Origin of the sequence: Brevibacterium sp. HMSC22B09 (genome assembly GCF_001806795.1) — a bacterium.
In the GTDB taxonomy this organism is placed as follows: Bacteria; Actinomycetota; Actinomycetes; order Actinomycetales; family Brevibacteriaceae; genus Brevibacterium; species Brevibacterium ravenspurgense.
This window is the reverse complement of sequence record NZ_KV786007.1, coordinates 106,198-131,813: the sequence shown is the minus strand read 5'-3', so window position 1 is coordinate 131,813 and position 25,616 is coordinate 106,198. Positions and strand designations below refer to the sequence as shown.

The window sequence follows — 25,616 nt, the reverse complement described above, 5'->3', positions numbered from 1 at the left end:
GGCGCAGATCATGTTCACCCATCCGCTGAATAATACCGGGGCCGGGCGCTCGCAAGCGCCCGGCCCCGGATTGTCAGAGCTGTGCGGCTCAGTGTCCGCGGTCAATCCATTCCTGCAGGTGCGGTTTTTCCGCGCCGATGCTGGTGGAATCGCCGTGCCCGGTCAGCACAATCGTGTCTTCAGGCAGGGCGAACAGGCGTTCGCGAATCGACTCGATGATCGTGTCGAAACTCGAATACGACCGTCCTGTTGCTCCCGGGCCCCCGTTGAACAGAGTGTCACCGGACAGCAGGACAGGCACCTCGGCATCCGAGGCTGTGGTTCCCCGAACGTCCTCGGGCAGTCCGGCACCCGTGAGGCCTTCGGCAATGTAGAAGCACGTGGAGCCGGGGGAGTGGCCCGGCGTGTGAAGCGCGCTCAGACGCAGGCCGGCCACCGTGAAGCTGTCGCCGTCGTCGATCCGGCCGGTGGGCTGACGGTCCTCGAAGACCTGGTCCCACAGGACCGAATCGGCGGGGTTGAGCAGAATCGGCGGGTCGCCGAGTTTGGCCTGTGCGTCGAAGACGTACCGAATGTGGTCATCATGGCCGTGTGTCAGCAGGATCGCGCTGACTTCGCGTTCGCCTACCGCTTCTGCAATCGCATCCGGGTTGTGTGCCGGGTCGATGACGACGACGCTGGAATCGTCGCCGACAATCCACACGTTGTTGTCGACGTCAAAGGTTTCGCCGTCGAGTGAAAAGGTTCCCGATGTGATGAGCCGCTCAATGCGGACTGCGCTGTCTGTCATGTGAACTCCACTACCGATCGAAGGACTTCTCCTCGCGCCATCTTGTCAAAGGCATCTTCAACCTGCTCGATGCTGATCCGCTCGGTGACGAACTTCTCCAGCGGCAGGCGGCCCTGCTTGTACAGTTCGGTGAGCATCGGAAAGTCGCGTTCGGGCAGGCAGTCGCCGTACCACGAGGACTTGAGCTTGCCGCCTCGGGCGAACATGTCGATGAAGGGGACTGTCAGCTCCATGTCTGGTGTGGGAACACCCACCAGGACGACCGTTCCGGCGAGATCGCGGGCGTAGAACGCTTGGCGCCAGGTTTCGGGGCGGCCCACGGCGTCGATGACGACATCAGCGCCGAAGCCGCCGGTGAAGCTCCGGACCTTCTCGACGACCTCGTCCTCGCTCATGCCCTTTGACGAAAAGCTGTGGGTTGCGCCGAGGTCTTCTGCCGCGGCGAGCTTCTTGTCGTCGAAGTCGATCGCGATGATGGTGGACGCGCCCGCCAGCTTTGCGCCGGCAATAGCGGCACAGCCCACGCCGCCGCAGCCGATAACGGCCACGGAATCGCCGTGCTTGACTTCGCCGGTGTTCATTGCTGCGCCGATGCCCGCCATGACACCGCAGCCCAGAAGGCCCAGTACGGCCGGGTCGCCCTCGTCGACCTTGGTGCACTGGCGTTCGGCAACGAGGGTCTTTTCAGCAAAGGAGCCGATGCCGAGTGCGGCTTCGAGTTCCGTGCCATCGGTGAGCGTCATCTTCTGCTTGGCGTTGTGGGTGGCGAAGCAGTACTGCTGTTCGTTGCGCTTGCAGGCGCGGCATTCACCACAGGTTGCGCGCCAGTTGAGGATGACGAAATCGCCGACCTCAACGTGGACGACGCCCTCGCCGACCGCGCTGACAACACCGGCGGATTCGTGTCCCAGCAGGAACGGGAAGTCGTCGCTGACTCCGCCCTGACGGTAGTGGTAATCGGTGTGGCAGACACCGCAGGACTTGACGTCGACGACGACTTCGCCCGGACCGGGGTCGGGGATGACGATGTCGACTAGCTGTACGGGTTCTTCCTTTGCGAAGGCGACAATGCCCTTCACGGTCTGGGACATGCTGACTCCTATAAGCAGTCGTTGATGTGTCATGTCCCACGCTACCGAAAACTCGGCACGAATAAAGGCCGGGCTTCGCGGTGTGCGAAGCCCGGCCTCTGTTCAGTCAGCGGGTGGCGACGGATCAGTCGATGTCGCCGGCTGCCTCGTCAGGGTGCGCCTTGAGGTGCAGGATTGCGGCTCCGAGACCGCCCCAGACGGTGATGATGGCGATGAGCATCATGATGACTGCGGATGCGCTCATGGCGTAACTCCGTTCTCGTTGTGCGGTGTGGCTTCTGGCGCGGCCTGCGGTTCAGTGGTCGCATGTGGCGCGGCGGCCGGGGAGCTGAGCTGCTGTTCGAACTCAGCCTGCGCTCGTTCGACCTTTTCGAGGCTCTTGCGCGGCCACGGTGTGATCGACAGGAGAATCGACACCACCAGGATGAGCCCGAGGACGCCCCAGCCGAGCAGGTTCAGCGTGATCTGCGGATAGCCTTCGTAGCCTTCCTTGATGGTTGTGATGATGACCTGAACGAGCATGACGACCAGGACTATCGGGGTGATGACTCCGACGAACGCCATCCAGACCTTGCCGAGCTTGAACGTTGAGACCGCGTTGAGGTGGTCGCGCAGGAACGGCAGGCGGCGCAGAACCCAGGCGACCGTGATGACCGCGATGATGGCAATGCCGACGATTCCGATGTTGTTGACGAAGTAGTCAATCGTGTCCAGTGTGATGAGGCCCGAGGTGGTGGAGAAGCCGACCACCGCGACAAGCGCCATGCCGCCGCCGACGAATCCGGTCGACTTGCGCTGCGAGATGCCGAGCTTGTCCGAAACAGCTGCGATCGGCACCTGCACCAGCGAGATCAGCGAGGACAGACCCGCGAAGATCAGGCTGACGAAGAACAGCACACCGAAGATCTCACCGAAGGGCATTTCGGAGATGATCAGCGGGAACACCACGAATGCCAGGCCGACACCGCCGGCAGCCACTTCGCTCACCTCGGTTCCAGCAGCAGTGGCCATGAAGCCCAGTGCGGCGAACACGCCGAGGCCCGCGAGGATTTCGAACGCGGAGTTCGACAGACCGACGACCAGGCCGGAGCCGGTGAGGTTGGTGCGCTTCTTCAGGTAGGACGCGTAGGTCAGCATGATGCCGAAGGCAACAGACAGCGAGAAGAAGATCTGACCGTAGGCGGCGATCCACACGCTGGGCTTGGCGATCTGACTGAAGTCCGGCTTGAACAGGGCGTCGAGGCCGGTCATGGCTCCGTCCAGCGTGAGGGCTCGGATGACGAGCCCCACGAACAGGACGATGAGCAGCGGAATGAAGACCTTCGAGAAGCGGGCGATACCGCCCTGCACGCCCAGGAAGAGGATGACGAGCGTAATGACCCACACGCCGATGAGCGGGCCGAGAACTGCGGGCACGATATCCGCGGTCGGCAGACCGCCGTCATCCAGCTGCAGGTACGAACCGAAGAGGAAGCCCTCGGGATCGTCGCCCCATGCCTTCGACAGGGAGAACCAGGCGTAGCTGGCCGCCCAGGCGATGATTGCCGAGTAGTAGATGGCGATGACGGTGGCGATGCCGACCTGGATCCAGCCGATGGGTTCAGCCGCCCGGTTCATCGACCGGAAGGCCAGCGGGGCCGAAGACCGGAACCGGTGGCCGATTGCGTAGTCCAGGAACAGCAGTGGGATACCCGCCGTAAGCAGAGCGATGAGGTAGGGGAGGATGAACGCTCCGCCGCCGCTCTCGTAGGCGACATAGGGGAAACGCCAGATGTTGCCCAGGCCGACTGCAGAGCCGACCGCGGCAAAGATGAAAGCGCTGCGGCTGACGAAAACCTGCCGCTTTTCACCCTGAGGGGGTGCTTGAGTAGACATATAAAACACCTTTGTTTTGATGCGATGTTGAGGAAACTGTAGACGAATTCGTGACGAATGTCATAGTTTTCCCAGTGCGCGTCCAGACTGTTGTCAGTTTGTGATTCGCAGGAGCGCGTACGCGATGGCTTCCTGGCGGGGCACTGGCCGCAGAGGGCGGCTAGACTGTCAGCCGTGACAATTCAGCTGTATAACACCAAGTCCCGCACTCTCGAGCCTCTTGTTCCCGTCTGTGACGGAAAGGTGGGGATCTACGTGTGCGGTGCGACCGTTCAGGGCGCGCCCCACATCGGCCACATGCGCTCGGCGGTCGTGTTCGACCAGCTTCGCCGCTGGCTGACCCACAGGGGACTTGATGTTCTGCTGGTGCGCAATGTGACCGACATCGACGACAAAATCCTGCAGAAGTCCGTCGAAGAGGGCCGCCCGTGGTTTGCCCACGCCTATAAGTACGAACAGGTGTTCACTGCCGCCTACGACCGGATCGGCGTGCTGCCCCCGTCCTATGAGCCCCGTGCCACCGGCCACATCACCGAAATGGTCGAATTGATCGGCAGGCTCATCGATGCCGGCCATGCCTACGCGGCAGAAGACGGCAGCGGCGACGTGTACTTCGACGCCCGGTCCTGGCCACAGTACGGTGCGCTGACCCACCAGAGCCTCGACGACATGGCCGAAACCGACGCCAAGGTGCGCGGCAAGCGCGACCCGCGCGACTTCGCCCTGTGGAAGGGACACAAGGACGGCGACCCGCTGACCGCCAGCTGGCCCACCCCGTGGGGTCGCGGCCGGCCGGGCTGGCACATCGAGTGCTCCGCAATGTCGACCAAGTACCTGGGTGCCGAATTCGACATCCACGGCGGTGGCCTGGATCTGCGCTTCCCGCACCACGAAAACGAACTCGCCCAGTCGACCGCGGCCGGTGACGGCTTTGCCCGCATCTGGATGCACTCCGGTCTGCTCAATGTGGGCGGCGACAAGATGTCGAAGTCACTGGGCAACTCGATTTTCGCCCACGACCTTTTCGACGATCACTCCGCACTTCTGGTGCGCTACTTCCTGTCCACGGCGCACTACCGTTCGGTGCTGGAGTTTTCGGAAGAGCTGGTCGAAGGCCAGGCTCCGGCCCTTGAGCGGCTCCGCAACTTCATTTCCCGCGCCCGGCAGGAACTCGGAGATGAGGCTCCGGCAGTGCCGACCTTCCGCGACACCTCGGCCCCGGTGCCAGAGGCGTTCGCACAGGCCATGGATGCCGACCTCGGCATCCCGAAGGCCTTGGCCGTCGTGTTCGACCAGGTGGGCACCGGCTTCCGCCTGCTTGAGGGTGGGGACCGAGGTGAACTCGCCACAGTGTTGACCTCGGTTGAGCTCATGCTCGACATCCTCGGCATCAACCCGAGTTCTGCCACCTGGGTGCAGGGTGGGGAATCCTCGGCGACCGCGCACGCTCTTGACCAGCTGGTCGACGAACTGGTGCGCACGCGCGCTCAGGCGCGCGCCGACAAGGACTGGGCCGTGGCCGATGCGATCCGCGACCAGCTGGCAGCAGCCGGCATCGTCGTCGAAGACACCGCCGATGGCTACCGCTACCACGTAAGGGACTGAACATGGCAAAGGCAAAGGGCCCGCGCAAGGGCACGGGCGGTCACGGGCGGCGTCGGCTGGAGGGCAAGGGCCCCACGCCGAAGGCCGAAGACCGCGTTTACCACAAGGCGCACAAGGAGAAGCTCGAACGGCAGCGCCGCCAGCAGGGCAAGCAGAACTCTCGTCGCTTCAAGGGCGAACAGGGTGTTGACACTGTGGCTGGCCGCAACTCGGTGCTCGAAGCCCTGCGCGAAGGTGTGCCGGCGAAAGCGCTCTACATTGTGCGCGGTGCTGATTCTGACGACCGGGTGCGCGATGCGATCGCAATTGCCGCTGACCGCGGAGTTCCGCTGTTGGAGGCAAGCCGTGACGAACTTGACCGCATGACCGACAGGGCGGTCCACCAGGGACTCGCTCTTGTCCTGCCACCGTACGAGTACGCAACCCCGAAGGACCTGCTGGATGCGGCTGCCGCGGAAGTGCAGAAGCCGCTGCTGGTGGCCCTCGACGGCATCACCGACGCCCGCAACCTCGGGGCCATCATCCGCTCTGCCGCAGCTTTCGGCGGTCACGGTGTGATCATCCCCGAACGCCGTTCCGCCGCCATGAACGCCGGCGCCTGGAAGACCTCGGCCGGTGCAGCCGCCCGCATCCGGGTGGCCCAGGTGGTCAACCTGGCCCGCGAACTCACCGAGCTTAAGAAGCAGGGCGTGTTCGTGCTTGGCCTCGACATGGACGGCGATGTGGATCTGCCGGAACTCTCTTTGGGCACCGAACCGGTGTGTCTGGTTGTCGGTTCGGAAGGCAAGGGTCTGTCGCGGCTTATTCGCGAAACCTGCGACCAGATCGTGTCGATCCCCATGGCGGGAGCAACCGAATCGCTCAACGCGGGTGTTGCAGCCGCGGTGTCGCTGTATGAAATTGCGCGCACGCGCGGTCTGCGCAGCGCTCCCGCCGAACCCGGCGCCTGAGCCTCAGTCCGCTCCCGTGAGGGAGCGGTACGCCTCCACCAAACGGGAGTCGAGTTTGCGCACGGAGGCGAGATCCGCCTCGTCAGTGGAGTGAGCGGTGTTGAACAGCTCGCCCGCCATGTTGAGGCGCGCCAGTTCAAGATCGTGCGTTTTCTGGCCCTCGGACAGGCTGGGGTGAAGCTCGCCGGTTTCAGCATCGACCAGCCACGCGGTGTACCCGTCGCTGCTGGGTGAGAACAGCGTGTTGGACAGTGCAGCATCGCCCCAGAAGAACCCGGCCCGGTGAAGGTGGGCCAGAAGTTCGGCAAAAGCCTCGACCACGCTGTGTGCGGCGGGGGAGCGGGGCCCGTCCCGCAGGATTTCGTCGTAGCGAGCGGCGGGTGTCAGCCGTCGGGTGATGAGCGCCCCTGAAGCTGCCGTGGTTCGGCCGGTGACGACCCCCAGTGGGCAAACCGCCGGTAATCGTGCATCCCGCAGTGCGTGCAGCAGGCGGTATTCGTCACCGGCGCCATCTTCGTCCATTTCCTTGATGACCACCGCAGCAGGTTGTGTGCCTTCTACCGCAGCAGGCTGCGCGCAGTCTACGGTTCGGACGGTGTTGCGCGACAACCCAAGCGGGCCGAGCTGCACACCACCCCATTCGGCCAGGGGTCTGTCCCACGGCAGGGACGTTAGGTGCTCGAGCAAATCAGCGTCAACAGCGGTGATCTGTGCAGCCGGCACGCCCGCCGGGCCTGGCTCAGGCGCTGAGCGCGCCTGCCGCACGCCCGCTGCCGCGTCCCACCCGCTCGTCACAGGGAGTCGCGCAGCTCGTCGGGCGTACCGAGCCGGGTGATTCTGCCCCTTTCGAGCACGGCGATTCTGTCGGCGATGCCGAGCGCCAAAGGAACGTCGCGAGTGGCAACGATCGACGTGATGCCGATGGTGCGCTGCAGGTCAGCCAATGCCGCGGTGGTCTCTTCGCGGGTGTCTTCGGGCAGGCGGTTCAGCGGTTCATCCAGGAGGAACACTGCCGGCCTGCGCACGGCTGCGCGTGCCATCGAGACAGTGTGGCGCTGGGTGCCGGTCAGTTCGTCCGGGGTGGCATCCAGCAGGTTTTCCAGACCCATGCGCTTGGCGACGGCGTGCACGCGCTCCCTGGCGCCTTCCTGCGTTTCGCCGTACAGCAGCAGTGCGAAGGCCATGTTCTCGGCGACTGTCATGTGCGGGTAGAGGGCGTAGTTCTCAAAGGCCATGACCACGTGGCGCTGGTGTGCCGGCAGCTTTGTGACGTCTTCGCCATCGAAGGTGATCGTGCCGGCCGTCGGCGTTTCCATTCCGTTGATCAGCCGCAGAAGCGTGGTTTTGCCCGATCCGGTACCGCCGAGCACCACGAGCAGTTCGCCGTCCGGCACGTCAAGGCTGAGATTGTCGATTGTTGTTGTCACAGTCGACGGATACCGGTGTGTGAGGCCTGTGAGGACGACCCGTGCCATTGATGCCTTTCGTCATTGAACAGCGTGGCGAAAAACCGTTGGGGAGCGGTGAACGGAGACAACATTACCGCACATGAGGGCGTCTGTGAGCCTGCCATGGAGTTCTCAGCCTGCCGTAGACTTCGCCGTATGGGTGTTCGCCTGAAAGACGTTGCTGAGCGTGCGGGAGTTTCGGTTTCGACGGTCTCGCGCGTGCTCGGCGGTCGTGACGCCGTCGCGGAGGCAACGCGGGCGAAGGTGATGAGCGCGGTCGAGGCCGTCGGCTATCAGCGCTCCACACTGCTCGGTGCGGCCGCGGGCCAGTTTGCCGCGGTGAGTCTGCCGGAGAATCCCGAACACTGGCAGACGGATGTTGCCCGTGCTGCGATCGCCCACCTGCAGCGTGCGGGGCATGCTGTCATGACCCCGTATCTCGATGCTGAGGGGCGGGAACTGCGCGCCTGCCTGGATGCCGGTGCGGCTGTCATCATCACCCCAACCTTCACGGAACTCGATGTCGATGTGCCGGTCGTGCGGTTTTCTGAGTCCGGCAGGCGAAGCACTGCTGTCCGCACGGACGGCATGATGGTCGGGCGCGACGATATCGCCGCCGAAATCGACTTGCGCGCGGGTATGAAGCTGGCGTTCGACCACCTGTATGACCTTGGGCATCGCCGTATCGGCCTGGTGTGCAAGGACGTTGGGGAGCTCGCAGAGATCCTGAAGGAGAACTTCGGTGCGCTCCACCCGGCGGCAGCCATCGCGCCAAACCTCGATGATTGGATTGCGGCCGTCCCGAAGACCTTCGCCGGCGGTGTTGAAGCCGCATCAATCCTGCGTGATGCTGCCTGCACCGCGGTCATAACGCAGAGCGCCCTGCAAATGTACGGCGTGTTTGAATCCATGCGCCGTCGTCGCCTGAGCGTGCCGCGGGACCTTTCGGTCATCGGGATCGGCGATTCGTCGACCATGCGGTTCACCAATCCGCCTGCAACTGTCCTTTCCTATGACACCGAGAGCCTGGCTGAAGCGCTCGCCACAGCCGCCCTGCACATTCTGGACGGCAACCCGCCGGTGGCGGTTCCGCCCAACTTCCGTCCCCGGCTGCTGGCCCGCGCCTCGACAGCGGCGGTCAGGAGGTGAGCGTGTCCCAGTACGAACTGTCCGGTGTTTCCCTGCAGCAGATCGCCACGGCTGCCGGCATTTCCCAGGCCACGGCATCACGCGCCCTGCGCGGGTCTTCTGCGGTGGCGCCGAAGACCCGGCGTGCGGTGGACATCGCGCTGCGCACCCTCGGTGTGAAAGTGCCGGCTGCCCCTGACGTCAAGCGGATAGCAGTCGTGACAGCAGCCCCGATCGGGCCGGACATCGAACCGTTCACCACACTGATAGAAGAGCTGACCAAGCGCATTTTCGCGGTCGGCCACGTTGCCGTGCAGGCGGTCACGGACCCGGGCCTTCCGCCGACCTACGAACTCCTTTCCGCCGTCGGCGTGGACGGTGTGATCGTCGTCGGCGGCGGACCCGCTTCGAGCGAAGCCCAGAAGCTGGCGGGTACGGAACTTCCCATGCTGCGCATCTCGCACGCCCGGCACACGGGCTTTGCACAGATCATCATGGATTCTTCTGTCGGCATTGAGACCGCGGTGCGCCACTTGGTGCAGCTGGGGCACACGAGGATCGGCCTGGCGGTGCCGGAGGACTCCGCGAAGAACTCCCGCGTGAGTGCTTTTCGGACCACGATGGCGGACTTGCTGTTCATCACCGGCACCCGCGATCAAGCACCCGTCGTCGTGTCCGACCCCGGCGTGCTGGCTGGAGCGCAGGCGGCCCAACAGCTGCTCGACACCAGCTGCACCGCTGTCATCAGCGCATCCCCGGACCTCACGGTGGGCTTCCTGCAGGCCGCCCAGCGTCTGCGCCTGCGGGTGCCGGACGATCTTTCGTTCCTGGCTGTCGGCGATGTTCCGGACGCCGATGTTTTCAGCCCGCCCATTTCGCAGGTCACGTTCGACTGGGAGCAGCTGGCCAGCACGGGCGTACGCGAAATCGAGCGGCTCATGGCAGGGCCAGTGGATCCGCTGCCGGCCTACTGGGTCGAACCAGAGCTCGTGCTGCGCAGTTCGGATGCACCCCTGGCCCGCCGCTGACTGTGCTGGCCTCCGCAGGCCACGCTCCTCACTGCTCCCGAGGTGCCGTCAGGCTTCCCGGGACACCTCGCGCTCTCGGGCGCTCGCCAAGTGGGCGAGCGCGCGGGACACTTCGCGCGGGTCTTCCGCACGGAACCGGGCTTCTGTCCGGCCGGGTCCCACTTTGACGGTCAGCCCGCCGGGGTAGCGGTTGAGGTGCCGGAAGGCGTCTTCGTCTGTTGTGTCGTCGCCCATGTAGATGGCGGCGTCGGCGCGTGTGGTCTGCATCAGCTGGTCGATGGCGTCGCCCTTGGTTGTGCTGCGCACGCTGAATTCGACGATGTCGTGACCGTGGACAATCCGCACGTCGTCGAGTTCAGCGGAAAGTTCGTCGAGTGCCCTGCGGACGATTTCGGCGCCTTCGGGTTTGACTTCGCGGGTGTGGAACGCCCGGCCCAGCGGTTTGCGCTCAAGCCACATGCCGGAGATTCCCGTGTGATTGAGGTGCGTATCGAGTTCTTCGTGTGCCGTGTCGATGACGTCGAGCACCCGCAGTTCGCGCGTCGAAAGATCGTCCCCGCTTCCCGGCACGGCAGCATCGGGAACGTCGGCGGCATCGGGGACAGAAACCTCGGCCCCGTGTGCCCCGTACAGCAGAGTGCTGCGCGGGGGAGTGACAACGGAGCGCAGGTTGTCGAGGTTGCGGCCTGTGATGAACGCCGTCCACGTGCGCGGCAGCCGGTCCAGAAAGTCGACTGCGCTGAGGGATTCCGGCAGGGCGCGCGATTCATAGGGGTTGTCCACCAGCGGTGCCATGACGCCGTCAAAGTCGAGTGCAACCAGCAGCAGCTTCGCTTGGGCCGCCTGCGACAGGGCGTCGCGCAGTTCGCTCATGGTGCGGTTCCGCCGCTGTTCTGTCCCGGCACCTCGCCAGGCACCTGTCCCGGCGCCTCTGACGAGTCTGCCGCCTGACCCTGGCTCGCCACCTCGCCCGGCACCTCGGTCCCGTCCAGGCCGGCGCGTACCGCGTCGAGGCTGATGGCCGCGGTTTCCAGCGGAACGGGTTCGGCTCCTGCGATCCAGGCGAGGTCGGACAGGAAACTGCGGGCCCACGTGTGCACGGTTTCGTCTTTCAGGCGTCTGCGCATGGGCCGCATGCGGCGACGCTGTTCACGCACCTCCATGCCGACGGCGCGCATGATGCCGTTCTTCAGTTCGGTGATGTCGTGGGGGTTGATGAGCACGGCCTGGGTCAGCTGGTCGGCAGCACCTGCGAACTCTGAGAGCACAAGCGCGCCGGAATCATCGGTGCGGCAGGCCGTGTACTCCTTCGCCACGAGGTTCATGCCGTCGCGCAGCGGGGTGACGAGCATGACATCTGCCGCCAGGTAGAAGGCCGTCATTTCGTCCCGTGGGAACGAGTAGTGGAAGTAGTGGATGACCTGGTTGTGCAGGCCTGAGAACTCGCCATTGGTGTGGCCGACGGCCAGTTCGACCTCCGTGCGGATCTGCTTGTAGTGGTCCAGTCTTTCGCGGCTGGGGGTGGCGATCTGCACGAACGTGACCTTGTCCTTGTCCAGCCGGCCTTCGCGCAGAAGTTCGTGAACCGCTTTCAGACGGTGGCGCAGACCCTTGGTGTAGTCCATGCGGTCGGTGCCGAGGATCACGATGTCCGGGTTGCCCAGTTCGCGGCGGATTTCCTGCGCCCGGGCCTGAATCGCGGGGGTGTTCGCCAGTTCGATGAGTGCATCGGTGTCGACGGAAATGGGGTAGTGGGCGGCCCGCGTGATGTGCTCTTCGGTGCCCAAGTCGGGGTCGGCCGTGACGGTGATGTCGTCGCCCTTGGTGATGAAGCCTGAGTGCTTGCGCACGCAGCGGCGGAAGTTCGCGGCATCGGTGGGCCGTTGGAAGCCGATGAGGTCTGCACCCTGGACTCCGCGCAGAATCTCGGAGCGCCACGGCAGCTGGCTGTAGAGCTCCACCGGCGGGAACGGGATGTGCAGGAAGAACCCGATGCTGACGTCCGGACGCATGGAGCGCAGCAGCTGGGGGACCAGGAACAGCTGGTAGTCGTGCACCCACACGGTTGCGTTCTTACCAGCGGTTTCTGCCGTGCGGATGGCAAAGCGGGTGTTGACTTCGAGGTATTTGTCCCACCACGTGCGGTGGAATGCCGGTGGGGCGATGACGTCGTGGAACAGCGGCCACAGGGTGCCGTTGGAAAAGCCCTCGTAGTACATCTGGAAGTCTTCGGAGCTCAAGCGCACCGGCACCAGGTGCATGCCGTCGTGTTCGAAGGGGTCGACGTCGGTGTCGGTGATTCCCGGCCAGCCGATCCAGGCTCCGCTTGCTCTCCGCACAACCGGTGCGAGTCCCGTTACGAGGCCGCCGGGCGCGGTTTTCCACCCGGGTTCGTCGCCGGAATCGTCGCGGTCGATGGGCAGTCGGTTGGCCACAACAAGGAATTCTGGGCCTTCCGCGGGCGGATCGATGGTGGGCAGTTGATCGGCGGCGTACAGGCGTTTCACTGTGCTCCTTACTCGACCACAGACAGTGGCGGTGCACCGGCGGGATGACCCTGGGTGCCCGGTGCGTGTTCTGTGCGGAGATCCGGGACTTAAAGCCCATCCTACTGAATTCGTCTACCCTGTTGGTGATGAATCTGCAGACAGTCGGCGGCTACCGCCTGGGCGAAAAACTCGGCTCGGGCGGCATGGGCGTCGTGTATAAGGGCTATGACGACCACGACCGTCCCGTTGCGGTGAAAGTCCTCAACCCCAGCATTGCGGACGACGAACCTTCCCGCATGCGCCTGGCCCGCGAAGTCCGCACTCTGCAGCGCATTTCCCACCCGCGCATCGCGGCTGTCATTGACGCCGACCTCGAAGCTGATCACCCGTACATTGTCACGGAGTTTGTATCCGGCACGACCCTGCTTGAGGACGTCCGCTCCGGCGGTCCCTTTTCGGAATCTGAGCTCGTGCACTTCGGACACGCGCTGATTGACGCGCTGGAAGCCGTGCACGCGGCAGGTGTTGTCCACCGCGATCTCAAACCCGCCAATGTCATGATCTCCGACGGCGAACCGGTGGTGATCGACTTCGGCATTGCGCAGGCCGCTGACGAGGTGACTGTCACCGTGACCGGTCTGGTCATGGGAACCCCCGGCTACCTGTCTCCCGAGGTGGTCGAAGGGGGAGATTCGGCACCCTCGACTGACTGGTGGGGTTGGGGTGCGACGATGGCGTTTGCCGCCACGGGACGCAATCCCTTCGGCGGTGGCGGTATTGACGCGGTCATCGCCCGCGTGGCGACCGGACGCGCTGATCTGGAGGGCTGCCCCGAGCGCATTGTTCCCATCATTCGGGCCGCTCTGCAGCCGAAACCGGCGAACCGTCCCGCGGCTGATGAACTCCTGGGAGCTCTCATCGACGTCGAAGAGGGGCGGATGCCCGCCATTGGGCGGGGCTCGGAAAATCCTACGGCGGTACAGCCGCCGGCGGTGGGTCCCACGAACGTCTATCCGCACCCGCAGTCGCCGGCACCCCAGTGGGCACCGCCGCAGCACGGATCACTGGGGCCCGCTCAGCGGCCCTACCCACCCCGGCAGCCGGCTCCGCCTCGCCCGCCCGCTCTTCACCAGTCCCCAGCGCTCGGGTACCAGCCGCACTCACCGGCGCCCATGGTGCAGCACCACGCCGCCAGTCCCGTGGCCCAGCAGGCGGTGCAGTACCCGGCGCATCGTCCTCCCTATCCGAACGCGGCTTCTGCCCAGCCGGGCGTGCAGAAGTCCCTCAAGGGACGCCTCCCGACGTTTGGGGCTGTCATGCTCGGCATGGCGGCAGCGGTTTTCGCACCGCTGATCATGGTGATCGTCTCCTACGTGTGGCAGGTGCTGGCGCGCACCTTCGGCAAAGTGCACGTGATTGTGCGCAGGCGGCGCTTCTACGAAGGACCCGACAGTGCAAAGTGGGGGTTCCTGTCCCACGGGCCAGGGGCGTTCTTCAGTTCGCTGTTCCTCAGCATCTTTGCGACGATCCTGCCCGTCATGGCGGGCGTTGCGACGTTCATACTGGCTCACCTGAATTTTGTGCAGTTCGGCGGCGCCCCGCTGCCGGTCACGGTGGAGCTGCTGATCGCCTCGTTCGTGTACACGCTCGTTCTGTGGCTGGGGCCGGGTGCAGAGATGCTGCGCTTGGGCACACGGCTGACCTTTGACCGGTGCACGGGATCATCGCGGGCAGCGGGGATCATCATCGGTGTTGTTCTGCTGGTGGCCGCGGCTTTCCTCCTGTCGGCCGTGCTCGCCTCAGACAGCTTCGACCTGTGGCCGCTGCCGCCGGAGATCCTGGACTCCATACCGCAGCTGACATAGTCTGCGGCGGGCGTTCTATCCGAACCGCATGTGAGCCCGCGGACCGGGGCGCAAGTAGGATTGTCGATGAAATCTTCAACCGGAGGAACAGCGGAGAAACATGGCGAAGAAACCGTCGAACACTGACCGCCGTGCGGCAGCGCGCGAAAAGGCGCGCCAGATTGCCGAAGCGCAGGCGCGCAAGCAGAAGACAGCCAAGCGCGTGCTCTACATCGGAGTCGCTCTCGTAGCGGCACTGGTTCTGGTTGTGGTGGGCGTTCTCATCTACCAGTCCACAAAGCCAGCCGCCCAGCCGCAGGGCTACACCGAAGGTTCGGTGACGTTCGTCAAGGACGGCGATGGGGTGGCGCTGACGGAAGATCCGGCTGGCGACAGCAAGGATGCCAAGGACAACGCGCCCAACGTCAAGGTGTTCCTCGACTACCAGTGCCCGGCCTGTGCTCAGTTCGAAGGTCTCAACGGCAAGGGGCTTGGAAAGCTCGCCGATGACGGCGATATTTCGCTGACCTTCCAGCCGGTGGCGCTGCTGGACAACCGGTCCGGCGGCACAAAGTACTCGACCCGGTCGGCCAACCTCATGATGTGTGTTGTCGACTCCGGCCAGGCCGATAAGTTCCAGGAACTGTCGCTCGGCCTGTTCTCCCAGCAGCCCGAAGAGGGCGCAACGGGCCTGGACGACGACAAAATGATCGAAATCGCCAAGGGGGTCGGTGTTGATGTCGACAAGAAGATCAACACCGCTGAGGATGATGTGACCGTCACGGACTGCGTGAACAACATCCAGTTTGAGGACTATGTCACCCAGTCGACAAAGGAAGCCCTCAACAACGGGCTCAAGGGCACTCCGACGGTGCAGGTCAACGGCGAAAACGTCGGTGACTGGAGCGACCAGCAGTCGTTCTTCGCTGAAATCCTCCAAGCTCAGAAGAAGTGAGTGAGGGCGGTCTGCGGTTGTTCTCGACGAGGTTTGCCGCAGACCGCACGCACACTGATTTGGGCTGTGTGAGCTGGTGGACTAAACTGCTCACGATCGGAGGGAGTCCCTCCGTGCGCCTCCTTAGCTCAGTTGGTAGAGCACCGCTCTTGTAAAGCGAAGGTCGTCAGTTCGAGTCTGACAGGGGGCTCAGCTTCTTCGGGAAGCACCTCATTGTGAGGTGCTTCCCGTTTCTGTTTTGAGTCTCACCTAGACTTCCCGTGTGACGAACGCAGCAGACAGCAGACTCAGCGGCCTTGACCGCTTCTTCAAAATCACCGAGCGCGGCTCCACTGTGGGCACCGAAATCAGGGGTGGTCTGACGACCTTCCTGGCAATGGCCTACATCATCGTGCTCAACCCGATCCTCATCGGTGCGGCCGCTGATTCGACGGGTGCGTTCCTCGGCGGGGGAGACACTCCCAACCTGGCCGCCGTGGCTGCTGCGACATCGCTCATTTCGGGTCTTCTCACCCTGCTTATGGGCTTGGTGGGCAATTTCCCCATGGCGGTGTCCTCAGCTTTGGGCATGAGCGCGTTCATGGCGTTCGGGGTTGTTGTCATTCCAGGTATGACGTGGGCCGATGCGATGGGCCTGGTGGTCATTGAAGGCATTATTCTTCTTCTGCTGGTGGTCACCGGTTTCCGCACCGCGATCTTCAACGCGGTGCCCGGCCAGCTGAAATCCGCAATCGGTGTGGGCATCGGCTTCTTCATTGCGCTCATCGGGATGATCAACGCCGGCTTCATCAGCAACTCCGGCGGCACAGCGCTTGAACTGGGCCAGGGCGGGTCGATTGCCAGCTGGCCGGTGCTGCTGTTCACGGTCGCGCTTCTGCTGCTGTTCGTCCTCTACGCATGGGGCGTGCGCGCCGCGATCCTCTACACGATCCTCATTGCAACAGCCATCGCGTTCGCACTCGAAGCGGTGTTCAACCTGGGGCCGAAGACGGGTGCTGACGGCGAGGTCGCCAACCCGGGCGGGTGGGGTCTGACGGTGCCGAAGATCGAAGGCGGCTGGTTCCATTCGCCAGACCTGTCGATCCTCGGTTCGTTCAACCTGCTGGGCTCATTCCAGTCGGTTGGCATCATCACCGCTGTTCTCGTGGTGTTCACGCTGCTGCTGACGAACTTCTTCGACCTGCTGGGCACCATGATGGCCGTCGGCACCCAGGCGAAGCTCGTTGACGAGTCCGGTCAGGTAGAAGGCGCCAAGCGGATCATGGTGGCCGATGCTCTCGGTGCCATCGTCGGCGGTCTGGGCGGAACCTCGTCGAATTCCGGTTTCGTCGAATCGACCGTGGGTGTTGGCTCTGGTGCTCGCACCGGTCTGGCGAATGTTGTGACCGGTGCGCTGTTCCTGCTGACGGTGTTCCTCGCTCCTCTGGCCGCTCTCATCCCCTCCGAGGCGGCAGCGCCGACGCTCGTATTCGTCGGCTTCCTCATGATGCAGCAGGTTGTGCGCATCAACTGGACGGACATTGAAATTGCGGTTCCCGCGTTCCTCACGATCGTGCTCATGCCGTTTTCGTACTCGATCACCAACGGCATCGGTGCGGGCTTCGTGTCCTACGTCGTGCTCAAGGCCGCACGCGGCAAGTTCCGTGAAGTGCACCCGCTCATGTACCTCACGGCCGCACTGTTCATCGTGTACTTCGCATCCGGGCCGATCCAAGCGCTCGTGGCCGGCTGACAGGTCACCGGCCCCAGCCGCCGTTGCCACCGGCCCCCAGCCGCCGTTTCCCACAGTGCCGGTTCGGCACTTCGGCGGCTGACACCTGGGTCGAACTCGCAGTTCTTTTCGGTGTGAGGCGGCTCCTATAGAGTGTTGCCGTCATTGGAAAACACCATGAGGACGCAGATATGGAACCCCTGTACATTCTGATTCCGCTCATCCCCGTCATCATCATCGTGGTGCTGCTGTTCCTGCTGTTCGGCGGGCTGCGCACATCGATCTTCTTCACCGTCAAAACGCAGGAGCGCGTCATTGTCGAGCGCTTCGGCAAGTACCGCAAAGTCTGCGAACCGGGCCTGAACATGAAGGCGCCGTTCGTCGACACGACCACCAAGCCGATTTCGCTGCGCGTGCACCAGCTTGAGGTCAACATCGAAACCAAAACCCAGGACAACGTGTTCGTCATGGTGCCGGTTGCGGTGCAGTACGTGATCGGCGAAAACCAGGTTGTTGACGCCTACTACCGCCTGTCGAACCCGGAAGAGCAGATCCGCTCCTACGTCTTCGACACCGTCCGCTCGGCCCTGTCGACTCTGACCCTGGACTCGGCCTTCGAATCGAAGGACGACATCGCCACCTCGGTCGAACAGCGACTGTCGACGTCGATGGCCGCTTACGGCTTCCGGATCGTCAACACCCTCGTGACTGACATCAGCCCGGACTCGCGTGTGCGCGACTCGATGAACTCGATCAACGCCGCCCAGCGCGACCGCGTTGCCGCGCAGGCCCTGGCTGAAGCTGACAAGGTCAAGCGCGTCACGCAGGCCGAAGCGGAAGCTGAATCGCGTCGCCTTCAGGGTGAGGGTGTCGCCGCCCAGCGCAAGGCAATCGCCAACGGTATCGCCGAACAGTACGAAGCGCTGCGCCGCGTGGGCATCGAGCAGACCGCTGAACAGCTGCTGCTCATGACCCAGTACTTCGACACCATGCAGGACGTTGCCCGCAACGGAAAGTCGAACGTCATGTTCATGCCGAACACCCCCGGTGCCGTGGGTGACCTCGCGGCCGAAATCCGCAACACGATGCTGGCGACCAACCAGATCCAGGAGGACAGCCTCGGGTCCCGCCACGGTCGGTGACGGAGCCGGCTGAAGCGGAGCTCCACCTCGGTCCCGGCTGACCGGGTCACAAGCGAAACGGCTGCTGAGCACATGCTCAGCAGCCGTTTCGCTGTTTCAGGTCCTGTCGGAAGGGCCCGAGGTGCCGGGCGGCTCCGGTGCGTCCGGAACTTCTGCGGTGCCGGGGGCTTCCGAAGCGGCCGCATCGTCGGCCGTGGCCTGGTGGGCGGCAGGCGAGACGTTCCTGCCGCTTTGGCTGCGGGCGTCGAGGGGAAGCTCGGCCGCGCGGACCCATTCGGCGTATTTCGGGTCGAGGAATGCACCGGATGACGTTCCGCGGAGTCTGCGGCCCACCCACGGGGCCAGGTGGTCTTTGAGCCATTCGGCTTCGTTTTCCATGCGGTCGCGCAGGGGCTTCGAGGTTTTCTGCAACCGGAATCCGCGGAAGTCGACGCGGCTTCCTTCGAGCACTGTCTGCGCGGACTGGGCGACCATGCGGTGGCCCTTGGTGCTCAGGTGAATGCGGTCGGGCGCCCAGTATTCCGGCGCGTAGAGCGGGCGCATTCCCCACAGGTCGAGCATGTAGCAGCCGTGGCGGCCGGCCAGGGTCCACATGTGTGCGTTGTACACGGCCACGCGGGGGCGCAGTGCGCGCAGCATCGGGCTGAACGCGGCTGTGTCGAAGCCGTTGCCCAAAAGCACTTCAATGCCTTCGGCGCGCATGGCCGAGATTGCCCGTTCCAGCTGTTCGGCCAGGCCGTCAACATCGGCTGATGGGCGCAGCACGTCGTTGCCGCCGGCCACAAACGACACGAGGTCGGGTTTGAGGTCGAGCGCGACGGGAACCTGTTCGTCGATGATGGCGGTCAGCTGCCTGCCGCGGATGGCGTGGTTGGCGTACAGCAGGTCCGGGCTGCCGACGGGCGACTGCGTCAGAGAGTGCGCAAGCCGGTCGGTCCAGCCGATGAAGCGGCCGTCCTCGAGGGCGGATTCGTCCATGAGGCCTTCCGAGAATGAGTCCCCGATGGCCAGGTAGGTGCGGATCCGGTTGTCTTCGTGTTCTGTCACAGGGCCTCCTTGTCGAGGTGGTCGAAGGCTTCGCGCAGTCCGCTGGCCCGGTCTTCCGGGCTGGCGGGAATCGTGGTGTCGCCGGTCATGACGCGGCGGCACCACTGCATGACGAGGCTGTTCTTGGGTGCCTGGATGCCGTGCAGGTGTGCCAGACGGACGATCTCGCCGCCCAGGTAGTCGGCTTCGATGTTGCCGGTCCCGCGTGCCATGGACTGCCAGGTGGACGACAGGTTCTGCACCCCGTCGATGGGTGCTTCGGGAATGCGATCGGCAAAGCCGAGCTCTTCGGGCGGGTTGGGGCAGTGCACAATGCCGGCTGCCCGGTAGACGCCGCGAGCTTCGTCCTGCAGCTGCTCCAGCAGGTCGCTGTAGTCGACGGATCCCACGAGGGCGTCGATGCCGTTTGCCAAGTTCGCCAGCAGCTTCCCGTAGGTGTAGGGCGAAGGCACAGGCACGATCACCGACGCGAAGTTCCCGGCGGTGAAGTCGCGGTCTGCCTGCTGAAGGTAGTGCGGAAGGGCCGCGTTGTCAGCGGCTCTGGTGTCGCCGGCCTGCGGTCGGGGCGCATCCGGACCACACACAGGACCGGTGATCAGCCCGGCCCAGCGGTCTTCCATGAACACAGCCAGCTGTCCCGGTTCCGTGTAGACGGCGGGTGTGTAGATGACGGTCGTCGACACGGTCCGGAACCAACGAGGTGCCTGCTCCTGTGCATCAGTTCCGTTGAGGAAAAGCATGAGCGGCAGGCGTTCGCCCGCGGTGCCCAGCTGTGTGCCGTGTTCGTCCTCAACCGGACGGTCAGCCCATTCGCTCAGCGCGGTGGACACCTGCTGAGTTTTCACTGCCAGGATGATGACATCGTCAGGGCGGAGATTCACCTGTGCGGCAGAGCGCACTACTGTTGGATGTGCAGTCAGAGTTTCATGCGGAGTGCGGACTGTCAGTCCGGCCTTTTCGACAGCATCGGCTTGGCTTCCCCGCGCAACCAGCACGTGGTCCACCTCGGCGCGCCAGAATCCCGCGCTGAGCATTCCGCCAATGGCTCCGGCTCCCACAATGATGTATCTGCTCATAGCTCAACACTACTAGGAAGGCGTGGCGAAACTGGATCCTCAGGACGTTCGCGGCCCCGCTTCCGGCCGTGGCGCAGACGGCGCCGACGGCACCGGAAGCGACGGCGCTGCCGCACCGCATTCAGAGGCATGGACGACAGAGCGGGACCCGCAGTCTGAAACTGCGGCCGCGTGGACGTCGAGCGAAAACGCCTCCGAACCTCCCACGCGGTCGGCCCGAGCCCAGGATCTCCTGTCAGATCTCGAAAAAGCCGGTGCTTTCGACAAACCAACGCAGGAAGTCGAGTACGTTGACGGCGACGTGCCGGAAGGTGCCGGCGGCGGAGCTGACACAACCGGTAAGCCCGTTTCGCGTGATGCCGATGCTGATTCTGCACAGACCGCATCCATCAGCGTTGATCAGGTGCGCGAGGGTGTCGCCAGGCAGAGGGCGGCAGACACGGCCGCCACCGTACGCCCCGCCGCCGCTCCTCCCTCGCGCCCCGCGAAACCCGAACCCGCAGATGGTGCCGGGCAGGCACCTCGTCCTTCTCAGGGACCCGGGGTGCGTTCCGGGGCAGGTGCTGTCACCTCGAAAGCTGGAAGCCCCAAGAAAGGTGCAGCGGCCCAGAGCCAGCGCACCTCACGTTCCAAGCGGCGTGCCGCACAGCGAATCGCACAGCGCACGGTAGCGCGCTTTGCCTCTGATCCGGCGCCGACCACCCAGCCGGTCCCGATCGTCAAAGTGCTTGAGGGCACCCCGTACCAGGCCCCCGTGCAGGCGAAGGCGAAAAGCGAATCCGAAGCGCGGATGATCCTGGACCTGGCCGTCGACATCGGGGCCATGGTCCTGCGTGCCGGAGCCGGCAGTTCTGACGTTGAGGTCAGTGTCATTGCCGCATGCACCTCGATGGGGCTGCCGAACGCGGAAGTCGACCTCACCGCCACCGCACTCACGGTCCACTACGCCGACCCCGAGGGCAAGCAGATGACGGTCGTGCGGGTTGTGCGTGAGGTTTCCCCGCACTTCGCCAAAGTGTCATCCCTGCACCGGCTGGTGTCCGACATGGTCGCCGGCAAAGTTGACTACACGCAGGCGCGCAGCCGACTGGATGCCATTCGCGCCCAGCGCAGGCCCTTCCCGCAGTGGCTTGTGACCCTTGCGTGGGGTGTGCTCGTGGCGTGCTTCGTCACACTGATCGGCGGGCGCCTGCCGTCTGCTGTTCTGGGCTTCGGCCTGGCCATCTTCATTGACTGGGTGGGCCGGGTGATCGGCAAGACCGGTCTGCCGGCGTTCTTCCTCGTGATGGCCCAATCGGCGATTGCGACGCTGACTGCAATGTTTGCCCATCACGTCGGGTTCATTTCATCGCCCCAGTATTCGGTTGCCGCGGGCATCGTTCTGCTGCTGCCCACCCTGGGGCTGGTGTCAGCCGTACAGGATGCGCTGTCGAACTTCCCGCTGACCGCTGCCGGGCGCATAGTCGAAACGGGGATGGGCTTCGGCGGCATCGTCTCCGGTATTGCGTGCGCTGTTGTCATCGGCAACACCCTTGAACTCAAACCGATGGAGATCACGGTGCAGAGCAGCGGGCTCAGCGTGCTCACCACGATCATCGCTGTTATTGCCGCGTTCCTTGTCGGTGCTTGCGGCGCCATTGGGTTCTACTGTGCGCGCAGGCTCGTGATCCCGGCCGCGCTCATCGGCCTTGTGGGCTTCCTCGTCTATGTGGGTGCTTCGCTTGTGGGCATTGAGAACATTCTGGCTCTGCTCATTGCGTCGACGATTGTCGGTTTGTTCTGCCGCCCGGTGGCCTCCCGCTTGGGTTCACCGGCGATTGTGCTCATCGTTCCGGCGATCTTCCCGCTGCTGCAGGGGCTGTCGATCTTCGCGTCTGTTTACCGGATGATCCCCGTGCCCGGGGAGGATGTTCCTCTGTCGGTTGGCCTGGGTGCCCTGTTTGCGGCGATCACCGCGAACTCGGCAATTGCCGCCGGTGCTGTGCTCGGTGACTTCCTGTCCCGGCCCATGTCGCGCTACGCGAAATCCCGTCGGACTGCGAAGGCTCGAGCGAAAGCGGAAGAAAAGCTCGAGGCTATGCGCAAGGATGCGGGCATCAAGCCGAGTACGGCCTGATCAGCGCAGTCGTTTCAGTCCACTCGCCAGTCGATGGGGGCTGAGCCCTGTTCCTCCAGCAGCGCGTTGCAGCGGCTGAACGGCTTTGACCCGAAGAAACCGCGGCGGGCTGACAGCGGCGACGGATGGGGTGAGGCGATGATCGGAATGTTCCCCAACAGGGGAGTGAGCGTCTGTGCGGGCCGGCCCCACAGAATGGCGACCAGTGGTCCGCCGCGGCCGGCGAGTGCGCGCACGGCCTGTTCGGTGACGGCCTCCCAGCCCATTCCGCGGTGTGACCCGGCATCACCCGCACGCACCGTGAGCACTCTGTTGAGCAGCATGACGCCTTGCCGCTGCCAGGCCGACAGGTCGGCATGTTCGGCTGGTGCAATCCCGAGGTCGTCCTCGAGTTCGCGATAGATGTTGCCCAGTGAGCGTGGCAGGGGGCGCACGTGGCGCTCCGCCGCAAACGACAGTCCGATGGGATGGCCGGGTGTGGGGTAGGGGTCCTGGCCCACAATGAGCACTCGCACGTCGGCAAGCGGTTCGAAGAACGCGCGCATGACCTGTTCGGGCCGGGGAAGCACGAGGTGGTGCTGGGCATCCCGCTGGACCGTCCGCTGGAGTTCGCGCACCTTGGGCACGGCGGGGCCCAGTGCTTCCAGCCAGTCGGGGCTGACGTTTTCTAACAGGTCAATCGTCATGACTACGACCCTAGCGCGCACGCACACGGGCTGTGCGCAATCGGGCAGACGGGGGCCTACAAGCCCTGGGGATGCGCGGCTATGCTGAGTCCAAGAGTGTCCCCGCCCACACTTCTGCGGTTGAGGCAGCGCGGGACACAGCGCAAACGCTTCGATGCCGAAAGGACAAAGACGACTATGGCACAGGTACGGGACTTCCCCGAGGTCAAAGACTGGAAGATGCTCATCGGCGGCGAATGGGTTGAAGCCGCTGACGGTTCGTGGGCTGATGTCATCACGCCGATCGACCGCAATCGTGTGATTGCCCGTGTTCCGGAAGGCAAAGAAGAAGATGCCGATTGCGCTGTCAAGGCTGCTCGCGCGGCTTTCCCCGCGTGGTCTGCTCTGCACTTCAAGGAGCGTCAGAAGGTCCTCGGACAGTGCGCCGACGCCCTGGAAGAGCAGGCTGAAGAGCTCGCTCAGCTGACCGCGATCGACACCGGCAACGCGCTGCGCACGCAGGCTCGCCCTGAAACGCAGACGCTTGTTGACCTGTTCCGCTACATGGCCGGTGTGGCAGGCGAAGTGAAGGGCAACACCCTTCCGGCCGGCGAAGCGCAGCTGCAGTTCACGCGCCGCGTTCCGCTGGGCGTTGTGGCAGGCATCCTGCCGTGGAACTCGCCGCTGATGATTGCGGCGTTCAAGACTCCTGCAGCGCTGGCTGCGGGCAACACGATTGTCCTCAAGTGCGCCGAAGACGCACCGCTGACCATCCTCAAGATGGCTGAAATCATCCAGGAGTTCCTGCCCGCGGGTGTTCTCAACGTTGTGACCGGCAAGGGCTCGGTCATCGGTGAGGCTCTCACCCAGCACAACGACGTCGACAAGGTTTCCTTCACCGGCTCGACCGGCGTGGGCCGTCACGTGGCCGAGGTTGCCGGCGCTCGCTTGGCTCACTCCTCGATGGAGCTGGGCGGCAAGAGCCCCAACATCGTGTTCCCGGATGCGAACAACGACTACACGCTCGAACAGGTTCTCCTGTCGACCCGCTTTGCCCGTCAGGGCCAGTCGTGCACCATGGGCTCGCGCCTGTTCCTGCACGAGGACATCTACGACGACTTCCTGGCTAAGCTCGTTGACGGTGTTGCCAAGATGAAGGTCGGCGACCCGCGTGATGAAGACAGCGACATCGGCTGCGTCATCAACAAGAAGCAGTACGACCAGATCGCGAACTACATTGAAATGGGCAAGGCCAACGAGGGTGTGGAAATCGCCTACGACGGCGCTGACAAGCTCGAAGTCGGCGAACCCGGCTTCTACCACGCGCCGATCATCTTCGCCAACGCCAAGAACGAATGGCAGACTTCGCGCGAAGAGATCTTCGGCCCCGTGCTGACCGTCATCAAATTCAAGACGGAAGAGGAAGTCGTCGCCATGGCGAATGACTCCGACTACGGTTTGGCCGCCTATGTCTTCACGAAGGACGTCGACCGTGCGCTGCGCGTTGCCGACAAGATCGAGTCCGGCTGGGTGCAGGTCAACCAGGGCGGCGGCCAGGTGGCCGGCCAGTCCTACGGCGGTATGAAGACCTCCGGCTTCGGCCGTGAAGCATCGCTTGAGGGCATGCTCGAAGGCTTCACCCAGATCAAGCAGATCAACGTCAAGATCAACTGATCTGACCCGCTGAACAGAAAGTGCCCCGGTTACCTCACACGAGGTGCCGGGGCACTTTCTGTGCCGTGTCTCGGCTGCTGTTTAGTTCGGCTGCCGCTTATGTGCTTTTGTCTTTCGGGCTGCTGTGGTTGCTGTACAGGCCCGATCGGGGCTTGTCAGTGTGCCCGCGGTGTGGCCGTGTTCCGACCTTGCGAGCCTCCGTCTCGTGAAGAAAAGAAGTTGACGAGGGCCCACACCGCGGAGGCCAGGATCAGCGGAATCGTCATTGCCCATGAAACAAACGCGATGACGGCCTTTGCGACCCAGCCCTCGTCCCCGGCCTGCGACCACACGGTTGCGCCGATGCTGATGAGCAGAAATGCTCCTGCCGCGCAGAGGAGGATCGTGAAGACGGTGCGTGCGCCCTGTGTCTTCGGCATCATGATGGGTCTCCTTTACCTTTGTAATGGGATTTGCCAAACGCGCGTACTGAGTAGTAGTAAATATGGGCTGCCGAGTTGCATGATTTCCTGTCCTGGCGTGGTGCGCAGATCTTCAGCATCGCGTTGCGGAATCGGATGTCGCAAGTCTTTCGGGCTGTTTTTGATCCTGGCGAGTAGCATCGGTCGTGGCGATCACACGCTGGTTTAAAGATTCTATCCCATTTTTTGGTGAGCTTCTTGGCTACTTTGGGAGTGGAGCAGCCGTTGGCTGCCATCGGGGAAATTTGGTCTGAGCTGCGTTCGTACTCGGCCCTCAAAGCGTCTTCCGACAGGTCGCCTTGGTAGCCGTGATCTTTAAGGGCTTCTTGGAGTAAAGAGATAGCTTCCTCTTCTGAAACAGCAACAGTATCAGCATTTGAAGCAGTTGCTGGAGTTGCTGTGGTGATCGCCAGTGCAAAGGCAGACAGCACTGCGGTGGAAATAACTATCAGCCGACCTAGATGCGACGAATGCGTAGACATTTTGTCCTCCATTATTTAAATGCGTTGCGTCTTTGCGAG

General features: G+C 63.8%; 23 protein-coding genes and 1 tRNA gene. 11 read left to right on the top strand and 13 right to left on the bottom strand.

The window, feature by feature from the left end:
• Positions 1-88 precede the first annotated feature (88 nt).
• The 4 genes from HMPREF3087_RS03985 to HMPREF3087_RS03975 all read right to left on the bottom strand — a co-directional run bounded on the left by HMPREF3087_RS03985 (position 89) and on the right by HMPREF3087_RS03975 (position 3,756).
• Positions 89-790, bottom strand: coding sequence for an MBL fold metallo-hydrolase (locus HMPREF3087_RS03985; RefSeq protein WP_070428141.1), 702 nt, complete (start codon positions 788-790; stop codon positions 89-91).
• Complete coding sequence (locus HMPREF3087_RS03980) at positions 787-1,881, bottom strand: S-(hydroxymethyl)mycothiol dehydrogenase (protein WP_070428140.1); 1,095 nt, start codon at positions 1,879-1,881, stop codon at positions 787-789. Before HMPREF3087_RS03980 ends, HMPREF3087_RS03985 begins: the two co-directional genes overlap by 4 nt.
• Positions 1,882-2,005: 124 nt before the next feature.
• The gene (locus HMPREF3087_RS10365; protein ID WP_019175780.1) at positions 2,006-2,125 is read right to left on the bottom strand and encodes a methionine/alanine import family NSS transporter small subunit; all 120 of its coding nucleotides are present in this window, start codon (positions 2,123-2,125) and stop codon (positions 2,006-2,008) included.
• The gene (locus HMPREF3087_RS03975; RefSeq protein ID WP_070428139.1) at positions 2,122-3,756 is read right to left on the bottom strand and encodes a sodium-dependent transporter; all 1,635 of its coding nucleotides are present in this window, start codon (positions 3,754-3,756) and stop codon (positions 2,122-2,124) included. The genes HMPREF3087_RS10365 and HMPREF3087_RS03975 overlap by 4 nt, the downstream gene beginning before the upstream one ends.
• A 174-nt stretch (positions 3,757-3,930) precedes the next feature.
• Here HMPREF3087_RS03975 and cysS point away from each other — a divergent pair, with 174 nt between their 5' ends.
• Together cysS and rlmB are read left to right on the top strand one after the other, a co-directional pair.
• Positions 3,931-5,361 carry a cysteine--tRNA ligase gene (gene cysS / locus HMPREF3087_RS03970; RefSeq protein WP_070428138.1) on the top strand — a complete coding sequence of 477 codons (1,431 nt, stop codon included), beginning with the start codon at positions 3,931-3,933 and terminating at the stop codon, positions 5,359-5,361.
• A gap of 2 nt (positions 5,362-5,363) precedes the next feature.
• A complete protein-coding gene (gene rlmB, locus HMPREF3087_RS03965; protein ID WP_061942095.1) occupies positions 5,364-6,311 on the top strand; it encodes a 23S rRNA (guanosine(2251)-2'-O)-methyltransferase RlmB in 948 nt (315 codons plus the stop codon).
• Positions 6,312-6,314: 3 nt separating this feature from the next.
• On the opposite strand, the gene HMPREF3087_RS03960 is transcribed toward rlmB, so the two are convergent.
• Together HMPREF3087_RS03960 and HMPREF3087_RS03955 are read right to left on the bottom strand one after the other, a co-directional pair.
• Positions 6,315-7,034 carry a lipopolysaccharide kinase InaA family protein gene (locus HMPREF3087_RS03960; RefSeq protein ID WP_070428137.1) on the bottom strand — a complete coding sequence of 240 codons (720 nt, stop codon included), beginning with the start codon at positions 7,032-7,034 and terminating at the stop codon, positions 6,315-6,317.
• 68 nt (positions 7,035-7,102) lie between these two features.
• Positions 7,103-7,786: an ABC transporter ATP-binding protein gene (locus HMPREF3087_RS03955; RefSeq protein ID WP_070428136.1), complete on the bottom strand. Its 684-nt coding sequence runs from the start codon at positions 7,784-7,786 to the stop codon at positions 7,103-7,105.
• Positions 7,787-7,915: 129 nt separating this feature from the next.
• Here HMPREF3087_RS03955 and HMPREF3087_RS03950 point away from each other — a divergent pair, with 129 nt between their 5' ends.
• Positions 7,916-8,908: a LacI family DNA-binding transcriptional regulator gene (locus HMPREF3087_RS03950; RefSeq protein WP_061942089.1), complete on the top strand. Its 993-nt coding sequence runs from the start codon at positions 7,916-7,918 to the stop codon at positions 8,906-8,908.
• A 2-nt stretch (positions 8,909-8,910) separates the two neighbouring features.
• Entirely contained in the window at positions 8,911-9,915 is a 1,005-nt protein-coding gene (locus HMPREF3087_RS03945) for a LacI family DNA-binding transcriptional regulator (protein ID WP_061942087.1), read from the top strand.
• 48 nt (positions 9,916-9,963) lie between these two features.
• On the opposite strand, the gene otsB is transcribed toward HMPREF3087_RS03945, so the two are convergent.
• Positions 9,964-10,788 (bottom strand): trehalose-phosphatase, encoded by an 825-nt coding sequence (otsB, locus tag HMPREF3087_RS03940; RefSeq protein ID WP_070428135.1) that lies wholly within the window; start codon positions 10,786-10,788, stop codon positions 9,964-9,966.
• Positions 10,785-12,422: an alpha,alpha-trehalose-phosphate synthase (UDP-forming) gene (locus HMPREF3087_RS03935; RefSeq protein WP_256173026.1), complete on the bottom strand. Its 1,638-nt coding sequence runs from the start codon at positions 12,420-12,422 to the stop codon at positions 10,785-10,787. Before HMPREF3087_RS03935 ends, otsB begins: the two co-directional genes overlap by 4 nt.
• A gap of 128 nt (positions 12,423-12,550) precedes the next feature.
• Between HMPREF3087_RS03935 and HMPREF3087_RS03930 the strand changes: the two genes are divergently transcribed.
• The 5 genes from HMPREF3087_RS03930 (at position 12,551) to HMPREF3087_RS03910 (ending at position 18,056) form a co-directional block, all read left to right on the top strand.
• Complete coding sequence (locus tag HMPREF3087_RS03930) at positions 12,551-14,269, top strand: serine/threonine-protein kinase (protein WP_070428134.1); 1,719 nt, start codon at positions 12,551-12,553, stop codon at positions 14,267-14,269.
• A 100-nt stretch (positions 14,270-14,369) separates the two neighbouring features.
• Positions 14,370-15,203, top strand: coding sequence for a DsbA family protein (locus HMPREF3087_RS03925; protein WP_070428133.1), 834 nt, complete (start codon positions 14,370-14,372; stop codon positions 15,201-15,203).
• Between the two features lie 117 nt (positions 15,204-15,320).
• Positions 15,321-15,393: transfer RNA gene (locus tag HMPREF3087_RS03920), tRNA-Thr, on the top strand.
• Between the two features lie 72 nt (positions 15,394-15,465).
• Positions 15,466-16,935, top strand: coding sequence for an NCS2 family permease (locus HMPREF3087_RS03915; protein ID WP_070428132.1), 1,470 nt, complete (start codon positions 15,466-15,468; stop codon positions 16,933-16,935).
• A gap of 170 nt (positions 16,936-17,105) precedes the next feature.
• Entirely contained in the window at positions 17,106-18,056 is a 951-nt protein-coding gene (locus tag HMPREF3087_RS03910; protein ID WP_083272020.1) for an SPFH domain-containing protein, read from the top strand.
• A 96-nt stretch (positions 18,057-18,152) separates the two neighbouring features.
• Here HMPREF3087_RS03910 and HMPREF3087_RS03905 read toward each other — a convergent pair whose 3' ends face one another.
• Positions 18,153-19,103 (bottom strand): SGNH/GDSL hydrolase family protein, encoded by a 951-nt coding sequence (locus tag HMPREF3087_RS03905; protein ID WP_070428131.1) that lies wholly within the window; start codon positions 19,101-19,103, stop codon positions 18,153-18,155.
• The gene (locus tag HMPREF3087_RS03900; RefSeq protein WP_070428130.1) at positions 19,100-20,179 is read right to left on the bottom strand and encodes a ketopantoate reductase family protein; all 1,080 of its coding nucleotides are present in this window, start codon (positions 20,177-20,179) and stop codon (positions 19,100-19,102) included. The genes HMPREF3087_RS03905 and HMPREF3087_RS03900 overlap by 4 nt, the downstream gene beginning before the upstream one ends.
• 22 nt (positions 20,180-20,201) lie before the next feature.
• Here HMPREF3087_RS03900 and HMPREF3087_RS03895 point away from each other — a divergent pair, with 22 nt between their 5' ends.
• Complete coding sequence (locus HMPREF3087_RS03895; protein WP_070428129.1) at positions 20,202-22,295, top strand: threonine/serine exporter family protein; 2,094 nt, start codon at positions 20,202-20,204, stop codon at positions 22,293-22,295.
• Positions 22,296-22,309: 14 nt separating this feature from the next.
• Here HMPREF3087_RS03895 and HMPREF3087_RS03890 read toward each other — a convergent pair whose 3' ends face one another.
• Positions 22,310-22,981 carry a uracil-DNA glycosylase gene (locus tag HMPREF3087_RS03890; RefSeq protein WP_062020553.1) on the bottom strand — a complete coding sequence of 224 codons (672 nt, stop codon included), beginning with the start codon at positions 22,979-22,981 and terminating at the stop codon, positions 22,310-22,312.
• A gap of 177 nt (positions 22,982-23,158) precedes the next feature.
• Here HMPREF3087_RS03890 and HMPREF3087_RS03885 point away from each other — a divergent pair, with 177 nt between their 5' ends.
• Complete coding sequence (locus HMPREF3087_RS03885) at positions 23,159-24,634, top strand: aldehyde dehydrogenase family protein (protein WP_070428128.1); 1,476 nt, start codon at positions 23,159-23,161, stop codon at positions 24,632-24,634.
• Positions 24,635-24,789: 155 nt separating this feature from the next.
• Here HMPREF3087_RS03885 and HMPREF3087_RS03880 read toward each other — a convergent pair whose 3' ends face one another.
• Positions 24,790-25,056 (bottom strand): hypothetical protein, encoded by a 267-nt coding sequence (locus tag HMPREF3087_RS03880; protein WP_070428127.1) that lies wholly within the window; start codon positions 25,054-25,056, stop codon positions 24,790-24,792.
• Positions 25,053-25,577 (bottom strand): phospholipase A2, encoded by a 525-nt coding sequence (locus HMPREF3087_RS10360; protein ID WP_176745001.1) that lies wholly within the window; start codon positions 25,575-25,577, stop codon positions 25,053-25,055. The genes HMPREF3087_RS03880 and HMPREF3087_RS10360 overlap by 4 nt, the downstream gene beginning before the upstream one ends.
• Positions 25,578-25,616 lie beyond the last annotated feature (39 nt).